This is a genomic window from Bradyrhizobium sp. Pha-3 (assembly GCF_042258615.1).
Classification (GTDB): Bacteria; Pseudomonadota; Alphaproteobacteria; order Rhizobiales; family Xanthobacteraceae; genus Bradyrhizobium.
Window position 1 is genome coordinate 510,134 of record NZ_CP170152.1, and the last position, 18,889, is coordinate 529,022.

The 18,889-nt window shown below is 64.0% G+C and carries 19 protein-coding genes; 6 read left to right on the top strand and 13 right to left on the bottom strand.

The window, feature by feature from the left end:
* Positions 1-40 precede the first annotated feature (40 nt).
* The 12 genes from ACE10Z_RS02365 to ACE10Z_RS02420 form a co-directional block, all read right to left on the bottom strand.
* A complete protein-coding gene (locus ACE10Z_RS02365; protein WP_375786510.1) occupies positions 41-1,510 on the bottom strand; it encodes an FAD-dependent monooxygenase in 1,470 nt (489 codons plus the stop codon).
* Positions 1,511-1,631: 121 nt separating this feature from the next.
* On the bottom strand, positions 1,632-2,546 hold the full coding sequence (locus ACE10Z_RS02370; RefSeq protein ID WP_375790081.1) for a cation diffusion facilitator family transporter: 915 nt from the start codon (positions 2,544-2,546) through the stop codon (positions 1,632-1,634).
* 23 nt (positions 2,547-2,569) lie between these two features.
* Positions 2,570-2,878, bottom strand: coding sequence for a hypothetical protein (locus tag ACE10Z_RS02375; RefSeq protein WP_375786511.1), 309 nt, complete (start codon positions 2,876-2,878; stop codon positions 2,570-2,572).
* A gap of 323 nt (positions 2,879-3,201) precedes the next feature.
* Positions 3,202-4,512, bottom strand: coding sequence for an AAA-associated domain-containing protein (locus ACE10Z_RS02380; RefSeq protein ID WP_375786512.1), 1,311 nt, complete (start codon positions 4,510-4,512; stop codon positions 3,202-3,204).
* A 13-nt stretch (positions 4,513-4,525) separates the two neighbouring features.
* Positions 4,526-6,262 carry an ABC transporter permease gene (locus tag ACE10Z_RS02385; protein ID WP_375786513.1) on the bottom strand — a complete coding sequence of 579 codons (1,737 nt, stop codon included), beginning with the start codon at positions 6,260-6,262 and terminating at the stop codon, positions 4,526-4,528.
* A gap of 165 nt (positions 6,263-6,427) precedes the next feature.
* The gene (locus ACE10Z_RS02390; RefSeq protein ID WP_375786514.1) at positions 6,428-6,922 is read right to left on the bottom strand and encodes a hypothetical protein; all 495 of its coding nucleotides are present in this window, start codon (positions 6,920-6,922) and stop codon (positions 6,428-6,430) included.
* A gap of 191 nt (positions 6,923-7,113) precedes the next feature.
* Positions 7,114-9,111 (bottom strand): carbohydrate porin, encoded by a 1,998-nt coding sequence (locus ACE10Z_RS02395; RefSeq protein ID WP_375786515.1) that lies wholly within the window; start codon positions 9,109-9,111, stop codon positions 7,114-7,116.
* Positions 9,112-9,418: 307 nt separating this feature from the next.
* Entirely contained in the window at positions 9,419-9,658 is a 240-nt protein-coding gene (locus tag ACE10Z_RS02400; protein ID WP_375786516.1) for a hypothetical protein, read from the bottom strand.
* Entirely contained in the window at positions 9,655-11,316 is a 1,662-nt protein-coding gene (locus tag ACE10Z_RS02405; RefSeq protein ID WP_375790082.1) for an NRAMP family divalent metal transporter, read from the bottom strand. Before ACE10Z_RS02405 ends, ACE10Z_RS02400 begins: the two co-directional genes overlap by 4 nt.
* A gap of 37 nt (positions 11,317-11,353) precedes the next feature.
* Positions 11,354-11,647, bottom strand: a complete 294-nt coding sequence (locus ACE10Z_RS02410; protein WP_375786517.1) for a hypothetical protein — start codon at positions 11,645-11,647, stop codon at positions 11,354-11,356.
* The gene (hisE, locus tag ACE10Z_RS02415) at positions 11,631-12,026 is read right to left on the bottom strand and encodes a phosphoribosyl-ATP diphosphatase (RefSeq protein WP_375786518.1); all 396 of its coding nucleotides are present in this window, start codon (positions 12,024-12,026) and stop codon (positions 11,631-11,633) included. The genes ACE10Z_RS02410 and hisE overlap by 17 nt, the downstream gene beginning before the upstream one ends.
* A 288-nt stretch (positions 12,027-12,314) precedes the next feature.
* A complete protein-coding gene (locus ACE10Z_RS02420) occupies positions 12,315-12,608 on the bottom strand; it encodes a hypothetical protein (protein ID WP_375786519.1) in 294 nt (97 codons plus the stop codon).
* Between the two features lie 337 nt (positions 12,609-12,945).
* Between ACE10Z_RS02420 and ACE10Z_RS02425 the strand changes: the two genes are divergently transcribed.
* The gene (locus tag ACE10Z_RS02425; RefSeq protein WP_375786520.1) at positions 12,946-13,215 is read left to right on the top strand and encodes a metal-sensing transcriptional repressor; all 270 of its coding nucleotides are present in this window, start codon (positions 12,946-12,948) and stop codon (positions 13,213-13,215) included.
* A gap of 69 nt (positions 13,216-13,284) precedes the next feature.
* On the opposite strand, the gene ACE10Z_RS02430 is transcribed toward ACE10Z_RS02425, so the two are convergent.
* The gene (locus tag ACE10Z_RS02430) at positions 13,285-14,091 is read right to left on the bottom strand and encodes a creatininase family protein (protein ID WP_375786521.1); all 807 of its coding nucleotides are present in this window, start codon (positions 14,089-14,091) and stop codon (positions 13,285-13,287) included.
* A gap of 145 nt (positions 14,092-14,236) precedes the next feature.
* Here ACE10Z_RS02430 and ACE10Z_RS02435 point away from each other — a divergent pair, with 145 nt between their 5' ends.
* From ACE10Z_RS02435 to ACE10Z_RS02455, 5 genes are all read left to right on the top strand, one after another.
* A complete protein-coding gene (locus ACE10Z_RS02435) occupies positions 14,237-15,268 on the top strand; it encodes an ABC transporter substrate-binding protein (RefSeq protein WP_375786522.1) in 1,032 nt (343 codons plus the stop codon).
* A 256-nt stretch (positions 15,269-15,524) separates the two neighbouring features.
* The gene (locus ACE10Z_RS02440; RefSeq protein ID WP_375790083.1) at positions 15,525-16,331 is read left to right on the top strand and encodes an ABC transporter ATP-binding protein; all 807 of its coding nucleotides are present in this window, start codon (positions 15,525-15,527) and stop codon (positions 16,329-16,331) included.
* Complete coding sequence (locus ACE10Z_RS02445; RefSeq protein ID WP_375786523.1) at positions 16,328-17,116, top strand: ABC transporter permease; 789 nt, start codon at positions 16,328-16,330, stop codon at positions 17,114-17,116. The genes ACE10Z_RS02440 and ACE10Z_RS02445 overlap by 4 nt, the downstream gene beginning before the upstream one ends.
* The gene (locus tag ACE10Z_RS02450; protein ID WP_375786524.1) at positions 17,116-18,099 is read left to right on the top strand and encodes a 2-hydroxyacid dehydrogenase; all 984 of its coding nucleotides are present in this window, start codon (positions 17,116-17,118) and stop codon (positions 18,097-18,099) included. Before ACE10Z_RS02445 ends, ACE10Z_RS02450 begins: the two co-directional genes overlap by 1 nt.
* Positions 18,099-18,794: an AprI/Inh family metalloprotease inhibitor gene (locus tag ACE10Z_RS02455; protein ID WP_375786525.1), complete on the top strand. Its 696-nt coding sequence runs from the start codon at positions 18,099-18,101 to the stop codon at positions 18,792-18,794. Before ACE10Z_RS02450 ends, ACE10Z_RS02455 begins: the two co-directional genes overlap by 1 nt.
* The last annotated feature ends 95 nt before the right edge of the window (positions 18,795-18,889 follow it).

Below are 18,889 nucleotides of genomic sequence, written 5' to 3' on the forward strand. Positions count from 1 at the left end.
CGGATCGACCGTTTCGCTCCATCCGGGCTACGCATGTTCGTCAAGCTGATGGCGCGCCGAACCATCTGGTCAGCGCCGCGGCAAGTCCTGACTGACTCCGATCTCCGACCCACGCCACATAACCGTCGGGCCGGACCAGCACCGCGGTAGGTGCCGGAACCGTTCCGAGGGCGGGAAGCTCCCACGCGCCGGCATAATCGGCGTCGATCAGCTGAACCAGATCTTTCCATCCCGCGATGTCGAAGCTGCCGGGCTCACCGAAATTGAACAGCACCGGCCGTGCCTCGTGCAGCAGCGCGAAGACCCGCAGCGGACCGTCGCGCGTCACCAGATCGAGATCGGGCATGCGGCGTCCGAGCAGCGGATGGCCACAGCCGAGATCGTAGTGCAGGTCGAGGCCCGACATCATCGCGGCGAATTTTCGGCGCGGCTCGTCCATGCGCAGCAGTTCGGAGACGATCTCGTGCAGCGCCTTGCTGCGCGCGTCGGTCCACCCGAGCGCGACATGCGCCATGGTGTTGCGCAGCACGCGGGCCGCCACCGGATGCCGTTCGGCCTGATAGGTGTCGAGCAGGCTGTCCGGCGATGTCTGCTTGATCACCTGGGCGAGCTTCCAGCCCAGGTTCACCGCATCCTGCACGCCGATATTGAGGCCCTGTCCGCCCATCGGCGGATGCACATGGGCGGCATCGCCGGCCAGCAGCACGCGCTGCTTGCGGTAGGTCACGGCCTGCCGGGTCATGTCGGTGAAGCGCGAGATCCAGACCGGACTGTGGATGCCGAAATCGGTGCCGTACACCGCGACCAGCCGCTCGCTGACGTCGCGCAGGGTCGGCTCCCTGTCGGTGCCGAGTTGCCGCTCGGTCAGCACGAGCCGCACCCGTTCCCCGTCTTCCACCTTGCCGATGGCATAGATGCCGGTGTCGTCCTGGCGAAAGCCCCATTCCGGTTCGTCCGATGCCTCGGCCTCGGCGATTAGCCAGCTCCGGGTCGGATCCCATCCGGCGAATTCGATGCCGGCCGCCTTGCGGACGATGCTGCGGCCACCGTCGCAGCCGACCAGATACTGTGCGCGGAGCAATTGGCCGTCCGACAGCGCGACGTCGACGCCGTCGTCGTCCTGCGTGAATCCGGTCACGTCGCGCCCGCGATCGATCGGTACCGCCAGTTGTTCGGCCCATTCGCCGAGCACACGCTCGATATGGTTCTGCCGCAGCCCCAGCGTGAAATTGCGCCGGGTCGGGAAGTCGCCGATCTCGAGCGGAACCAGATGGGAGTGGAACAGCACCGCCGGATGGCGCGTCCCCAGCGCGACGAAGCGGTCGCCGATGCCGCGCTGGTCGAGCACCTCGATGGTGCGCGCGTGCAGACCGCCCGCCCGCGCGCCGATCAGGTCCGGACTCTCGCGCCGCTCGACAATCGCAACATCGACGCCGGCCAGCGCCAGCTCGCACGCCAGCATCAGCCCGGTCGGCCCTCCGCCGGCAATCACCACAGCATGTTCCCGCATCCCGCACCCCTCCGTTCGATTGGGCGCGCGTTCTACGGGATGACCCCGGGCTTGCGGCAAGCCCGGGGGGTCTACATATATTTAAGTGGGGAGAGGGCGTTGGCCGCCCCGACTTTGTCGTTCACGATACAACGGCACTGGCGGGTTTCGCCTCGTGCGCCGGCTCGACATGGATCGTCGTGATCGCGCCTTCGAACCGGTCCCTGATTCCGGCCTCGATCCGGTCGCAGATTTCGTGCGCATTCCCGGTGCTCATTTCGGTCGGGACCACCAGATTAAATTCGACGAACAAGGCCTTACCGGCGTGACGTGTCCGCAGGCCATGAGCCTCGATAGCACCGCTCGCATTACGGGTGATCGCCTCCTTGATCGCCGCGACCTCCTCGGCCGGCGCAGATTCGTCGAGCAGCCCGCTGGTGCTTTCGCGGATAACCCCCCAGCCGCTCCAAAGAACATGCAGCGCGACCAGCGCTGCGATCGCCGCGTCGAGTTCGACGATGCCCGTGACGACGACGAGGCCAACGCCGACGATGACGCCAACGGACGTCGCAACGTCCGCCATCAGATGCTTTCCGTCCGCGACTAGCGACGCCGATTTGTGGTTGCGTCCCTGACGGATCAAGAACAGGCTCCAGCCCAGATTGAACGCGGTTGCGATCAAGCTCACGGACAGACCGGCGCCCGCCGACTCGATCGGCTTGGGCGACAGGAAGCCTCCATACGCCTCCTTCATGATGGCGACGGCGGCAGCAACGATCATGATGCCGACGACGACAGCAGACAGATACTCCGCCTTGTGATGACCGTACGGATGCTCGGCATCGGGCGGATTAGCCGCGATCTTCACGGCAACGATAACTGCCGACGCCGTCACGACGTTGATGATGCTCTCGAGCGCGTCCGAATAGAGCGCGATGCTTCCCGTGATCAGGTACGCGACGTACTTGATCGAAAGCACAGCGACGCTGACGGCAAAGCTTCCGATCGCAATTCTGAGCGAACGATCGAGACCGCTTCCGGGAGGACGCACTGGCATCGGCTCGTCGATCACCTTGATCGTCATACGGTCCCCTTGGCGAAATAGGATCGCGCCGAATCCATCACGGGCTTGCACGAAGGCGCAGCCTCTTCGACGACCTTTTCCGGCGTTTTCCTCTTCAGCCAGACGTCGAGTGCGATCACGATCGCCCATTGCGGATCGTCCGTCGCGCGCCGCACTAGCGCGGGCAGCGACGACTTCGTGCACTCGCTCACTTGGGTGATGATCTGCGGCGGTACGCGCGCCCTCACAAGGCGGTCGGAAATCTCTGTCTGCAAGGGATCGAGGATCACTGTCTGTACGATGAAGTAGGCGATGCCGCTCAGCATGTTTGCTCCTTGTCGGCGGGCGAGCGATGTAATCCGACATCGCGCAAGCCGCCGATGAAGCTCACGCCAGAGGGGCCCGGATCTCCGTTGTCGCGCAGATATGGAGTTCGCCGAATAGCGTCAATCGAGGTGTTTGCGAAGGATTTGCATGAGCGAAGTAATGCGAGGCGTTCGCATCGGACGCACGGCAAACATTGGCATTTTCCGGCCGACCTGCGGCGGCGGCATCACTTTGTCGCAGCTGTGCTTACGCTAGAAAATCGACTGAGGATGCTTCCAACGTCTCCTCAGCCGCCGGGAGAGCGCGCGAACATGACCACTGGCTAGTGAGGATTCTCCAGGCTGAACAGCTCCGACTGCTCATCATACGCGAATAGTTCGGCGTAGCGGCCCCACGACACAATCGTCTTCAGCGTCTCGTCGGCGTAGTCTTCCGACATATAGTCTTCCAGTTCGTTGCGGAAGCGCGCTGCCGGAGCCGAGTGCGACGGCCGCTCATCGAGCACGCGGCGGATCAGACCCATCACCGGCACATAGTTGACGAGGTGCTCCGCGAACAGCCGCTTGCGCGCGTCAGTCTCGAGGTGGGCGAATCGCTTGCCGGCATCGCTCAGCATCAGGTCGCCTTCGCTCAATTGCGCGAACCGTAACAATTGCAGCGCTTCACCGAGGTGAAAGATGTCGTCAGCCTCGAGCTGCAGATGACCGGCAAGGACCGGCAGGTCGGCGTGCCCGTCATATGGTGGGCCGGCAAGGGTCTCGATCAGGCCCGAAAGCACGTTCGACGAAACGTGATTGAGGACCATCCCCACGCCGCTGCCCGGGATACCCTCGATGGCGGGCGTTTTGGGCTCCGGACGCTGCGTCATGCGGGCATAGATGCTGTCGACCAGTTGTCGAAACATTGGATCGAGGCGGTTGCGCGGATGGGGCAGGTCGACCTTGATCTCGGCTGCGACGCGTCCGGGATTGGACGAGAAGACAAGGATGCGGTCGCACATCAGGACCGCTTCCTCGATGTTGTGCGTCACCATGAGCACCGATTTGATCGGCAGCCGACCCTCGATCCAGAGGTCGATAAGATCGGTCCGCAGTGTCTCGGCGGTGAGCACATCGAGCGCCGAGAACGGCTCGTCCATCAACAGCAGGTCCGGATGGACCACCAACGCCCGGGCAAAGCCGACGCGCTGTCGCATGCCACCCGACAGCTCTTTGGGGTAGGCCGACTCGAACCCGTCGAGGCCGATCAGGTCGATTGCGGCGAGCGCCCGTTTGCGGCGTTCGGCGCTATCGATCCCCAATGCCTCCAGTCCGAGCTCGACGTTCTGCAGAACCGTCAGCCAAGGGAACAGTGCAAACGACTGGAACACCATCGCGACCCCGTTCGGCGGTCCCTTGATTGCTTCGCCCCGGCATTTCGCGTCGCCGGAGGTTGGCGTGACCAGGCCGGCGATGATGCGCAGCAGTGTCGATTTGCCCGACCCGGAGCGGCCGAGCAGGCCCACGATCTCGCCCGACCGCAGCGTCAGGTCGACTTTCTCCAGCACCAGTAGCTCCTCGCCGCTACCCTTGGGAAACGACCGGCAGACGCCACGGATATCGAGCAGGCTGGGTTGGTTGGGTTGATCGAGCATGCAGTCCTCCTGATTAGCCAAGGCGAAGGCGGCGCTCGCCAAAGGCATACAGCGGCCTCCACAGGAGGCGATTGAACAGCGTTACCAACACGCACATGATGGCGATGCCGAGGACGACCCGGGGGAAGTCGCCGGCTTCGGTCGCTTTCGCGATGTAGGCCCCGAGCCCTGTTGCGGTGAGATGGGTATCACCCCAGCTTGCGACCTCCGCGACGATCGAGGCATTCCAGGATCCGCCCGAGGCGGTGATGGCGCCGGTGATGTAATAAGGGAAAATCCCGGGCAGCACGACCTTGACCCACCACCGCCATCCCTTGAGGTGGAAACTGCCGGCAGCTTCACGAAGATCGGTCGGGAATGCGCTGGCGCCCGCGATCACGTTGAACAGGATGTACCACTGGGTGCCCAGGATCATCAGCGGACTGAGCCAGATATTCGGGCTCAGGCCGAAGCGAACGATGATGACCACGAACACCGGAAAGGCGAGATTGGCGGGAAACGCCGCCAGAAACTGCGCGAGCGGCTGAATCCGCTCGGCGAGCTTTGGCCGCAGCCCGATCCACACTCCGATCGGGACCCATATCAGGGTGGCCAGCGCGATCAGCACGGCCACGCGTGCCAGAGTGATGAAGCCGTACCCGACCGCGGTGACGACGTCGGAAAGATCGAGCGTCGCCGACAGATACTGATAGCTCTTCCAGGCGGCGAATCCGGTGCCGGCAAGGATGATGGTGAGCCAGACGGCGTCGATCACCCGAGATGGCCGCTCGCTCTTGCCCTTCGCCGCTACGGCGCCGCGCGGAAATCCGATATGCAAGTTCGAGACGGCCTTGTTCAATGCCGCGAACGGATAGGTCAGTGCACGAAGCGCACGCGTCCGCCGAAACAGATCGAGCATCCATGACGTCGGTGCGCTGGCCGAGGCGGTCTGCTCGAATCGGAATTTGTCGGCCCACGCCACCACCGGGCGAAACAGCAATTGATCATAGGCGATGATCACCAGAAGCATCGCCATGATGGCATAGCCGATCGCAGCCAGGTTCTGCTGCTGAATAGCCAGAGCGACGTAGGAGCCGATGCCCGGCAGCGTCACCGTGGTGTTTCCGACGGTGATGGCCTCGGAGGCCACCACGAAGAACCAGCCGCCCGACATCGACATCATTGTGTTCCAGATCAGCCCCGGCATGGCGAACGGTACGTCGAGCCGCCAGAACCGCTGCCACCCCGTCAGATGAAAGCTTTGGGAAGCCTCCTCCAGATCCTTGGGCACATTGCGCATCGACTGGTACATGCTGAAGGTCATGTTCCAGGCTTGGCTGGTGAAGATCGCGAACACACACGCCAGTTCGGCGCCGAGCACCTTGCCCGGAAACAGGTTCAGGAAGAAGACGACCGTAAAGGTGAGAAAGCCGAGGATCGGGACCGATTGCAGGATGTCGAGCAGCGGGATCAGGACGATCTCGGCACGCCGGCTCTTCGCCGCGAGCGCCGCATAGATGAACGTGAAGACGATCGAGCATGCGATTGCCAGCAGCATGCGCATGGTCGTGCGCAACGCATACAGCGGCAAATTGGCTGGATCGAGCGATACCGGATTGACGTCGAGTGTCGACAGCGGAAGCGTGGTCTGCTCGCCGCCATAGACGAGCGCCACCATGGTGCCGGTGATGAGAACCAGCGCGACCACGTCCCAAACGTTTGGCCGCAGCGCCTGTCCAAGGGCTGGCGTCCGGATATCCTGCAGGTTCATTACGGGCGCCTTGTCTGGGATTTGCCGTGCAACCGGCAGGAGAAAGCGGAAGGCCGTCCGCGATTGACGTTGGTGTGATTTGCGACCAGCTGATAGTCGGTGGTGACGATGAAGTTCGCATGGATCGCGAACGCGTAGTGGGCCATAAGCATCCGTTCGCTGTGCTCAATCGATCCGTTCACTGCGCAAATCCCGGTCGGTTTGTTGAGTTTGTCGTCGGGCTCCGAGAACCAGCCACTCTCCAAGCCGCTCCAACCATCGCGTTCCTGATAAGACGTTTCGAAGACTGGTGTGTGAAATCCAGCGCTCTCGATGCAGATCTAAGGCGCTGTGCAAGACGAAGCTTGTCAGCGAAAGAATTCCGACGGCTGCCCATCGTCTGAAGCCTTCGATGGCCATCGATCGCCTCGCCATCATGACGAAATCCAGAAGATGGCAGCGAAGATCGCTGTGCAGGAAGCCAGCGTCACCGGTACAAGCGCGAGCAGGCGACGATTTAATGGCTTCCGCCGAAGCAGATGCGGCATTGGACACCTCGGCGCCGAAGAAGGCTGCGGTAGCGAAAATCGCGACGGTCACCCAGGCTGGAGCGGTGACCTCTCGCCGGGTCGGTGGCGAGCGGGGCGTCGGACCGTAAGGGGAGGCGAGTGAAAGGTCCATCGGCCGTCGATCTGCGTTACGATTGTTCTCCCCGGTGATGCCGACATATCCCCATTTGGACGAACGCACTAGTCGTATGCCAAAAACCGAATGTGTGGGGCTCCGCGTACCATGTCCGATCGGTCAAGGAACGGTGGGACTGCCGGGGGCGGTAGTGCCCCAGCACCCTCTCATCGGGAGAGCGCCATTGCTCAGAATTCCCCGTGGATGCGGCCGGAGAAGATGTGCACCGGGCCGCGATCGGCATTGTAGGCGGGGTTGGTGATGAACTGATAGTCCGCGGTCAGCGTCAGGTTCTTGTTCACCTGGTAGGCGTAGTAGGTCTCCAGGATCCGCTCCGGGCTGTAGTTCAGCGCGCCGTCGCCGATCAGAAGGCCGAGGCCGCCGGCGGCGAGGTAGTCGCGATGTGCAGCTGAAAGGCCGTTGACCGCACCGCCGATGCCGATCGTGTCGTTCGCCCGGCCCCAGTAGCTGCCCTTGATCGACAGGCCGCCGGAGACGCTGCGATCAACATCGGTGAACGACAGGATCTCGTTCCGGCCATCGTTCCAGCTGAGGCGGCCGAACAGGCCGACATCGGTTGCGATCTGCTGCTCGCCATTCAGGTAGAAGCCGTACTTGGTGTTGGCCTTGCGGATGCCGGCCATCACGTCGTTGATGTCGAGCCCCGGATTGGCATCCTCGATCGCGAGCGCTTGGCGATAGTTGCCGGTGAAGCCGCGATTGCCGAACACGCCGACACGCACCTTGCCGGGTTGGTCGAAGATCGAATAGCGGCCTTCGAATTCCACCACCGCACCGCCATTGTTGGCGTTGAAGACCAGCACGTCGCTGTTCGGTGCATCAGGCACCTCGAATACGCCGGCGCGCACCGCCCAGTCCTTGCGGTTGAACTCGACCACGACGCCGCGGGTGTAACCGGGCAGGTCGGCCGGGAAGTCATAGGCGGCGGACGACCACATCGCCCAGTTCATGAAGTCGGCGCGGGGGTCCTTGGCGTAGGAATTGCCGTCGAAGAAATCGCCGATTGCGAAGCGGCCAACGATAAGGGTGAGGCGATCAATGTCGCGCTTGCCCGCGATCTGGTTGGGGCCATCAGGGACGTCTTCCTGCTCGCCGCCGAAGCCGAAGGTCTGCTTGAGATAGTAGCGCTGCGGCCGGATCCTCGGATACTCGGCGCCGGCCTTCTGAGCCTCGCCGTTCGGGAAGCCGGCAAGGCCGAGCGTGCCGTTGAGGCCGAAGCCCTGCGCGGTCTCGGGATTGAAATAGAGCTCGCCGCCTTCCCAGAGCCGCACGCCGAGAAACGCCGTCGTGGTCCAGGTCTGCTGCGCCTGTCCGCCCGCCGGAAGGCTGTCGGTGCCGCTATAGGCCGAACGAATGGCCGGGTAGCCCTGTCCGATCAGCGTCGTCTGCGCATGAACGGACCAATTGTCGGATTCCGGCAGCAGGGGCTTGGCCGGCGTCGCCGACCAGGGCGAGTCGCCAAGCTGGTAGTTCAGGCCGAATTTCAGCATCTGCAGCCGTGGCTCGATGCTGACGCCGGGCATGCCGAAGTCGTTGAGACCGAGCGTGCGGCGCGACAGGTCGATGTAGTCGTATTCGAGCTTGGCGGTCCAATTGCCGCTGAGCGCGAATTCGGCGCCGGCGCCGACAGTCCAGCCGGTCTGATACTGGCCGGGCTCCGAGATCACGTTGCCGGCGGCATCGTTGACCCTGACCTGGCTGTGGCCCCAGGCGAAGCCCCCGGTGATGTATGGCATCCAGGTGCCAAAGCTGTAGCCGGCGCGACCGCGCACGGTGCCGACATAGTCGATGGCGCTATTGAAGGGGCCGAGCCTTCGCCGCGGCAGATCGACCGGGCCCACGAATGTCGCATCGGCCTCGACGCCGAGCACGAAGCGGTTTGCGAACTGGTGATTGTATCCGGCCTGGAAGCCGCCGATCCCTCCCGTGACACTGTGCGGAAAGAAGACGCCCTGCAAGGGAAGCGGATTGGTATCGGGACCGAGGCTGCCGTCGCCATAGCCGACATGGCCGCCGACGTAGAAGCCGGTCCAGGTGTAAACCGCCGCGTCCATCGCCGGTGACTTGACGGCCATATCGGCCGCGGATGCCGGCGCGCCGAATGCCGCCGCGCCGAGCGCTGCGCCGGCGGCGATCCGAACCCGGAAGAGACGGACGCAGGTCATGACGCGGCTTTCCGCGAACGGTTGGCGGTTTCGCCCGGCATTGCAGATTTGGCGGCCACTGGCCACCCGAGATTTGAATTCATTGCCCGCCGTCCCCGGTCCGATCCGTGTCGTCCCATCCAAAGCCAGATCAGCACCTAGCATCCCCAGTTGCTTGTTGCAAGTAATTCGCAATAGCAACTGAGGCGCGCCGGTTATCTCTCCGATTTGCACGCCACTATGACAGTCGCGTAACACCACGAGGCTGTGGGTCTCATCCGCTGCGATCGACCGCGCATCTGTGGCAAATCGGTCGAGATCCGACCGTTCAATCGAGGCCACCATTGTCTTCGTCCCTTGTCTTGATGAATGCCGGCAGCGATGGCCTGCCGAGCACGACCCTTGCGCCGGCCCGTTCGACGCATCGCGCCATCGACAGCGCCGTCCGCAGATCGGCGCCTGAAATCACACGCCGCTGATAGAGCGCGGTCGCGCCGCGCAGGATGGCGCTCGCCAGCCTGAACAACACGATCGCGCCCCATCGTCGGCCGCGGCCGAGTGTCGTCACGCCCCCACCGTGGCGAGCTGGACGATCCGCAGCAGCACGAGGCCGGCAGCGACGACCAGATAGCCACGCAGCACCAGCATCCAGATCCGGCTCAGCGGGCTGAGCCGCGCGGGCGGCAACCGGTCAAGCGGCGGCATCCGCCAGGTGTCGCGGTCGAACAGCGGCGGCTTGTGCTTGAAGCGGGCGGACGCGCGACCGTGCGACAACGTCTCGTACAGTTTGACGGCCGCCGTGACCGCGAGCGCGAGCAGGCTGCCGCCGACCAGGATGCCGATGATCCATTGCTCGCTGAGATCCGGGAACAGCACCGCGGCAGTCAGGATCACCGACAGCATCACGAGGCCAGCGACCACCGCGCCAGTGAACAGGTTCAGCCGGGTCGAATTGATCCAGGGCCCGAGGATGTGGCGGTCGTTGCAGAGCAGCAGCAGGAACACGGTCGCGCTCGGCAGTAGCACGCCGGCCAGCGTCTGCACCGCGTTGGTGAGCAGTCCGAGCGGCGTGCCCGGCGTCAGCACCAGCACGGCAGCGAGCACGATCAGCCCGCAATAGACGCCGTAGAAGCCCTTCGCGTCCCACGGCTTGCGGTGCAGCGAGTGCTTGACCGCGAACACGTCACCGATCGCATAGGCCGTCGAGAGGGAGACCGCGGCCGCGCCGATGATGCAGGCATCCAGCAATGCGAGGGCAAACAGCACCGCCGGCAGCCGGCCGGCATACTTCTCTAAGCCGACCGCGGTTCCCAGCGCGTCGGTGTAATTGCCGAATTCGAGCTTTCCGGCGAACACCTCGGCGCAGAACGAGATCATCGCCACGGCGCCGACCACGACCAGCACGATGCCGATGCACAGATCCATCCGCTCATAGCGGATGAAGCGCGGCGTGATCCGCTTGTCGACGATGTAGCTCTGCTGGAAGAACAACTGCCACGGCGCAACCGTGGTGCCGACGATGGCGACGATCAGCAGCATCACCTCGCTCAGCTTGGCGTCCTGCGGCATCTTCGGCACCAGGAAATCAGCCGCGATCTGCCCGACCGGCGGATGCACCATCAGGATGATGGGCACCAGCAACAGGCTGCCTGCAACCAGCACGATGCCGAAGCGTTCGAAACGGCGGAAGTCTCCGGTCGACACCGCCAGCATCACGATAACAGCCGAGGACAATACGCCCCAGAACTGCGAGACGCCGAGAAAATGAAGCGCGAACGTGATGCCGATGAATTCGGTGACGATGGTCAGCGCATTCAGCACCAAGAGGTCGATGACGCTGAAGGCGCCCCAGAACTTGCCGAAGCGCTCGAAGATCAGCCGCGCATGGCCGACGCCGGTGACGGCGCCGAGCCGCACCACCATCTCCTGGTTGACGTAGAGTACGGGGATCAGCAGCAGCAGCGTCCACAGCAGCGTGGTGCCGTAATTCTGACCGGCCTGGGTATAGGTGCCGAAGGCGCCGGCATCGTTGTCGCCGACCATCACGATCAGGCCGGGACCGACGATCGCCAGCAGGGTCTTCAACCGGGCCAGTAATGTCGCGCGCGGCGCGACGTCATCCTCGGCGATGCTTCCAAGCGCGCCGTGGATATCACCGAGATGCGCGCGGTCCAGCACGGCAGTGCCGACAGAGCAGGCGGTCGCCTCACGATCGGACGCGTGCATTTTCAAGTCATTGACGACGGTCATGACTCATTCCTTCTCATTTGCGTGGTTTGGTATTTTTGGGAGTCGGAAAACGGATGATGTTGTTGGCTTCAGGCGCCGGGACAGGATCTGCCGCCGGCCGGCGCCGCGGAGGCGCGCGGTCGGTGTCGAGCATCAGCACGATGCCGAGCGCGGCGAGATGGCGCACGAGGCCCGCGCTCTCGTTGATGAGACCGATGACGCTCTGCATCACTGGGACGAGCGGGTCGTTGGCCGTTGCGGGACGCCTGACGGCATCGGCGGCGGTCGGCCGACGGGCTTGTCCGAAGATGTCATTTGTCTTGCTCATGGCCGCCCCCCTGCCGCCTTGTTGCTGGGGTGGACGGACCTGAGTCCCGGTGGCGCGCTTTCGGCGGCTTTTCGGCAATTCCAAGTTCGTCAGCGCGGCGACGCATCTCGATCCAGACCGATCCGGGGTCGACGCCGGCGCGATGCCATAGCGCGACGAGGTGGTAGAGCAGATCGGCGCTCTCGCGGACGATCGCCTCGGGCCGGTGCTTGACCGTCTCGAGCGCAACCTCTCCGGCCTCCTCGATCACCTTCTGGGCAATCTTGCGGGTGCTCGATGCGAGCAGCCTCGCGGTGCGCGGGTGATTGTCCGGCGTCACGGCGGCGAGCGACGCATGGAGCCGCTCCATTTCGCCTTGTTCGTCCGGCGATGCGCGCAAGCGGCCGCCGTCGGGGCGTCCTCCGGCTCGTCGGAGGGGACGTCTTCTCCGGCTGGCCAATTCCGGCCCGGGATGTCTGGCGGTCTCTGTCATGCTTGCTCCGATCGTCTCCCCGCTGCCTGTTGGGCACGGCATGAGGGACGCGGAGCAGCTCTATGCGCGCGCGCAGCCTCCGCTGCCGTGAGCAGCGGCAATTCCAAAAGTGATGTCGTTCCCCGCAGGGAGTCCCGTTGCCGCGCCGCGATGGCGCGCAACGGGACAACTAGGTCCCTCGTCCATGTCGGTCCTTCAGGCGCTTGCGGTCATCTTTGCTGCGGAATGCGCAAGTGTTGCGCGCGGGCCGGAATACCGGTCCGCGCGCCGCTTTCGATCGAGATCATTCGTTGATGATTCGAGGGTGGTTTCGACGATCCACCGGCACTCCAGGCGGCCGTCGATCAGGATCCAATGACAGGCCGGGGTTGGACGCCGGCGGTCCACCGGGCGGCGAAAACCCGGCAGGTTGTCATTGGAATAGGTGGCCGCCCGCGGCGGGATCTGCCGCGGCTCGAACGGCCGGAATTTTGCGAGCTTTTCGAACATCGCTCACCTCCACTTCCGCTGTCGCGCGGCAGGCCGGTGAGGAGCAGGCGGTTACGCGAGGCGTGACCACCCATCCACGCAGGCGAAATCTGCGCGATCAGTCTTGCTATGTTGCGGCTTCAATAGTCCCGTTGTCGGTCTACTGTCGCCTGAGTTGCTACTGCCCATGTGCCTTCTGCGTTGGCTCGTGGTCGGGTTGATGTCCGGGGTCAGACCCCGGTGCGGAACGCATGTTCCGCCAATCGGGCACTACGCCTGCCACAATGGCCTGTCAAGTCGATTCTGCTATCCTCCGGGGAGGATCATGATTATCCTCCGGGGAGGATAGGAGAACCGAATGTCAGACGACCATCCGCACGCTGCGATCGCCCGGCGCCTGAAGCGCGCCAACGGCCATCTCGAGACCATTGTCGAGATGATCGAGCGGGGCCGGCCCTGTGCGCAGATCGCCCAGCAATTGCAGGCGGTGGAGAGCGCGATCGAGAGTGCCAAGAAGGCGCTGATCCACGATCACATCGGCCACAGCCTGGAGGAGACGCTGAAGGTATCGGGTCCAAAGGGCCGCAACATGCTGCGCGACTTCCGGCTGATCGCGAAATATCTATGATCCGAGCCTGCATGTCGCGAGCTCGCAACGGTTGACCCGCCCGGGGGGATCACCGGACGGGAATCTGAGTCAGTTGCCCCCGAACACGCCCGGATCGAACCTGTCGACGTCGGCCAGCAGCTCGCAGAATGCGCGCGCGCCGTGCTCGAGCAGCCGCTCGCCCTTCTCGGCCGAGGCCTTGGTCGCATCGCCGATCGCGCCGCCCGGATTGAGGTCCTGCGCCTGCCAGGCGAACGGCGCCGGCCGCTGCGTCGACAGGAAGCGGTGGTCCTTCTCGATCTGTACGCTCGCGGGCTTGAAGTCCGCGATCGCATCCTTGCGCACGGCTTGCGGATATTTCGCCAGCATGATCGAGGTCTCGACCGCGCCGCCGTGGATGCCGTGGCGCAATTCGTCGGCATCGAACAGCCCATCGGGCGTGCCGAAGCGCGACCAGCTCGTGGTCACCACCAGCATCTTGTGTCGCGCGCGCAGGTCCTGCGCCACCAGCTGCATCGCGGCGGAATTGCCGCCATGGCTCGTCACCATCACGAGCTTCCTGACGCCGGCGCGCGCCACGCTCGCGCCGAGCGCCATCCAGCTGTTCAGTGCCACCTTGGTCGGCAGGGTCAGCGTGCCGGGAAAATCGATGTGCTCGGTGGAGATGCCGACCGGCTGCAAGGGCAGGAACGTCGCCGGGATGGCCGCCGGCAGCAGCTCCTGAACCCGCGCCAGATATGCCTCACCGATCATGACGTCGGTTCCGAGCGGCAGATGCGGCCCGTGCTGCTCGGTCGCGGCCAGCGGCAGCACCGCGATCCAGCGCGCGGCTGCACCCTTGGCGAGGTCGGGCCAGTGGATGGCGGTCCAGTCACGGGGCGGGAGCTGAGAAGTCATCAAGCCGGTCGTTTCAATACAAGCGTTTCATGGGATGGATTTGCAGGCTAGTTTGTTTAACATCGGCGAGGCGTTCGCGTCTCCGGGCGCGATCGACGTCTTCCCGCCTTCCATCATGGGCCATAATGATCGACGGAGTCCAACCATGATCCCGGCCTTTTTGCCGCGAGCGTTAACCACGGCCGTTCTGGCCGCGACCCTCGGCGTTTCCGCAGGCCTCTTCCCGGCGCGGGCGCAGACTCTGGACAAGGTCTCGTTCGGCACCAATTGGGTCGCCGAGGGCGAGCATGGCGGGTTCTTCCAGGCGCTCGCCGACGGCACCTACAAGAAGTACGGCCTCGACGTGACAATCGTGCCCGGCGGTCCGAACGAGAACAACCGCATGCTCTTGATCGCGGGCAAGCTCGACTTCTTCATGAGCGCGAACTCGCTGCAGACCTTCGACGCCGTCACCAACAACGTGCCGCTGGTCGCGGTCGCGGCGATGTTCCAGAAGGACCCGCAGGTCTTCCTGACCCATCCCGAGGTCAAGGTCGGCAAGATCGAGGATCTGAAGCCGCTGACGCTGCTGATCTCGAAGGAAGGCATCACCAGCTACTTCCAGTGGCTGAAGTCCGAATACGGCTTCGACGAGAACAAGGTGAAGCCCTACACCTTCAACCCGCAGCCCTTCATCGTGAACAAGCAGACCGCGATGCAGGGCTATGTCACCTCGGAGCCCTTTGCGGTGGAGAAAGCCGCCGGCTTCAAGCCGAACGTGCTGCTGATTGCCGATTACGGCTTCAACTCCTATTCGACCTTGATCGAGACCCGCCGCGACCTGGTCGACAAGAAGCCGGACCTGGTGCAGCGCTTCGTCGATGCTTCCGTTGTCGGCTGGTACACCTACGTCTACGGCGACAACTCGGCCGGCAATGCGATGATCAAGAAGCTCAACCCTGATATGAACGACGAGCTGCTGGCCTATTGCGTCGCCAAGATGCGCGAGCACGGCATCGTCGATTCCGGCGATTCCATCAAGAACGGCATCGGCGCCATGACCGACGAGCGGATGGCGAGTTTCTTCGACAAGATGGTGCGTGCCGGCGTGGTCAAGAGCACCATCGACTATCGCCAGGGCTACACGCTGCGCTTCGTCAACAAGGCGGTCGGCGTCGAGCTCAGGCCGAAGAACTGACGATGATTCGACCTGCCACGGTATCGGCGGTCCACCTCTCCCCCTGTGGGAGAGGCATAGGCCGCCTTCGGCGGCCGTCCAAGGTGACGCCGAAGCAAAACTTCGGCTATGTCGCATCGATAGATGCGATCCGGGTGAGGGGTTCTGCTCTTTCATGGGACCTGCACCCCCTCACCCGGCGCTTCGCGCCGGCCTCTCCCCGGTGGGGAGAGGTGCAGTTTGCGGCACCATCGTGCTCAGCAATATCCGGCCGTCGATGGTAGAGGGCACCGTGCCGGAAACTGATGCCAGTGACCTCGCAGTGCGCCTGCGCGGCGTCACCAAGATCTATGACAGCGGGGTGATGGCGCTCGGGCCGATTGACCTCGATGTCAACAGCGGTGAGTTCGTCTCGCTGCTCGGCCCCTCCGGCTGCGGCAAATCCACGGCACTCCGGCTCATTGCAGGTCTTGCCACACCAAGCACCGGCACGGTCGAGCTCTCGCATCATGGCGCCGAGCAGCGCGGCAGCCACAGAGTAGGCTTCGTGTTTCAGGAGCCGACGCTGATGCCGTGGGCCAATGTGCGCGACAATGTCCGCCTGCCGCTCAAGCTCGCCCGCGCACCGGCGACAGACGCCGAAGCACGCATTGAGGCGGCGCTCGATCAGGTCGGGCTTGCGGAGTTCGCGACCGCCTATCCGCGCGAATTGTCCGGCGGCATGAAGATGCGGGTGTCATTGGCGCGCGCGCTGGTCACCGATCCGGATATCCTCTTGATGGACGAGCCGTTCGCGGCGCTCGACGAGATCACGCGCTTTCGCCTCAACAACGACCTGCTGTCGCTGTGGCGCAATTTGCACAAGACCGTCATCTTCGTGACGCACTCGGTGTTCGAGTCGGTCTACCTCTCGCAGCGCGTGATCGTGATGACGGCGCGCCCGGGCCGGATCGGTGCCGAGTTTCGCATCACCTCGCCGGAGCCGCGCGGCGAGGAGTTCCGCACCTCGGCCGAATATGCCGCGTTCTGCCGCGAGGTCTCAGGCGCGCTGGCACCGTCTTATGCAGGGCAGGCGGGCGCATGAAGTCTCCGCAAGACCTCGTCCGCTTTCTGCTTCCGCTTGCGGTGTTTGCCGCGGGCCTCTTGTTTTGGGAAGCCATCGTCCGCGCCTATGGCATCCAGCCCTATGTGCTGCCGAGCCCGCTCCTCGTGCTGAAGACGCTGGTCGCGGACTGGCCGGTGCTGTCGCAATCGCTCGGTGTCACATTGCTGACCACGCTCGAAGGCTTCGTTGCCGCGGCAGTCGGCGGCGTCGTGCTGGCGCTGCTGTTCAACCAGTCGAAATGGCTGGAATATTCCCTGTTCCCTTACGCGGTGGTGCTGCAGGTCACGCCCGTCATCGCGATCGCGCCGCTGCTCCTGATCTATCTGCAACAGCAGACCGCCGTGATCGTCTGCGCCTGGATCGTGGCGTTCTTTCCGGTGCTGTCGAACACCACGCTCGGCCTCAACTCGGTCGATCGCAACCTCGCCGGATTGTTTCAACTTTATGGCGCCTCGCGACTGCAGACACTGCTGTTCCTGAAGCTGCCCGCGGCGCTGCCCTATATCCTCGGCGGCCTGCGCATCGCCGGCGGGCTCTCGCTGATCGGCGCCGTGGTCGCGGAGATCGCGGCGGGCAGCGCCGGCGCCGGTTCGGGCCTCGCCTTCCGGATCGCTGAATCAGGCTACCGGCTGAATATTCCCCGCATGTTCGCAGCACTTCTGCTGCTATCGCTGGCCGGGATTGTCATCTATGGGGTGCTGGCGCTAGTTTCGCACCTTCTGTTGCGGCGTTGGCATGAAAGCGCGTTAGGAAAGGACAATTGATGGCCCCGATTTCTTCCGAAAAGATCGATCTGTTGATCTATGGACCGATCCGGCCAATCCTCGAAAACGGCTTTTCCGATCAATACGTGCTGCATCGGGCCGAGAGCCGCGGCGACCTCGAGCGCCTGACGCCGGACACGATGGCCAGGATCCGCGGCATCGCCGTCACCTATCACACGATGGCGACCGACAAGACCGCGATGGCGATGTTTCCCAAGCTCGAGATCGTCGGCAGCTTCGGCGTCGGCTACGACCACGTCGATTCCGCCTACGCGCGGGATCACAATATCGTGGTCACCAACACGCCCGACGTGCTGACCGAGGAGGTCGCCGACGTCGCGATGGGGCTGCTGATCGCGACGCTGCGTGAATTCGTCAAGGCCGACCGCTATGTGCGTTCCGGCCTGTGGCAGACCCAGAATTATCCGCTCAGCGTCGGCTCGTTGCGCGATCGCAAGATCGGCATCGTCGGCATGGGCCGCATCGGCCAGGCGATCGGGCGCAGGCTCGAGGCCTCGCGCGTGCCGGTGTCCTATCACTCGCGCAATCCGTCCAAGGACGTCGCCTACAAGCACTATCCCGATCTGATCGAGATGGCGAAGGCGGTCGATACCCTGATCGTCATCGTGCCGGGCGGCGCCTCGACCGCGAAGATGATCAATGCCGACGTGCTGAAGGCACTCGGCCCGCGCGGCGTGCTGATCAATGTCGCGCGCGGCTCTGTGGTCGACGAGCCGGCGCTGGTCGCGGCGCTGAAATCCGGCACCATCCTCGCCGCCGGCCTCGACGTGTTCGCGGCCGAGCCGAACGTGCCGGATGAATTGAAGGCGATGCAGAACGTCGTGCTGCTGCCGCATATCGGCTCAGCCTCGGTGGTCACGCGCAATGCGATGGATCAGCTCGTGGTCGACAACATCACAAACTGGTTCGCCGGCAAGCCGCCGCTGACGCCGGTTGCGGAAACGCCGGTGAAGGGCCGCTGATGCCGCAGTCCCGCTTCAACGTCGTGCTGCTTGTGCTGCTGGCCGCGTGCGGTCCGGCAGCCGCGCAGGACGTCTCGACGTTGAAGAAGGACATGATCGGGCAGTGGGAGCTCGCTACCACCGAGCGCAGCAAGACCTGCGTCGTGACGCTGAAGAGCGATGCGACGCCGCAAGGTTTCAAGCTCGAGCTCGAGCCGGCCTGCGCCGCAGCACTGCCCTTCACCAAGGACATTACGGGCTGGAGCATCAAGGGCCTCGGCGACATCGTGCGGTTGCAGAATGCGGCCGGCGAGGCGGTGATCGATTTCACCGAGGTCGAGACCGGCATCTTCGAGGGGATGCGCACCAACGAGGGCGTCTACATCCTGCAAAACCTCGCCGCTGCCCGCGCGCTCGCCAAGTCGATGGACCAGATGATCGGCGACTGGTCGATGGTCCGCGGCAACGGCCAGGCGATCTGCGCCCTGGTGCTGACCAACACCGACGCCGGCAACGACAATTTCCAGGTGTTCCTGAAAGGCAAATGCGATCCCGCGGTCGCGGCCTTCAACCCGACGCTGTGGCGGCTCGACCATGGCCAGATGATCCTGATGTCGCCCAAGGGCGAGACCTGGCAGTTCGAGGCCGACGACAACGCCCAGTGGCGCCGCGTCCCGGACAGCGCCGACCCGCTGATCATGCTGCGCGAGCAGTGAGGCGCGGCGCTGCCGCGAACTCCGTGGGTCCCTGCTTTCGCAGGGACGACGATGGGGCGGGTGAGATCTAGTTCGCGCTGCCACCGCCAAAAATA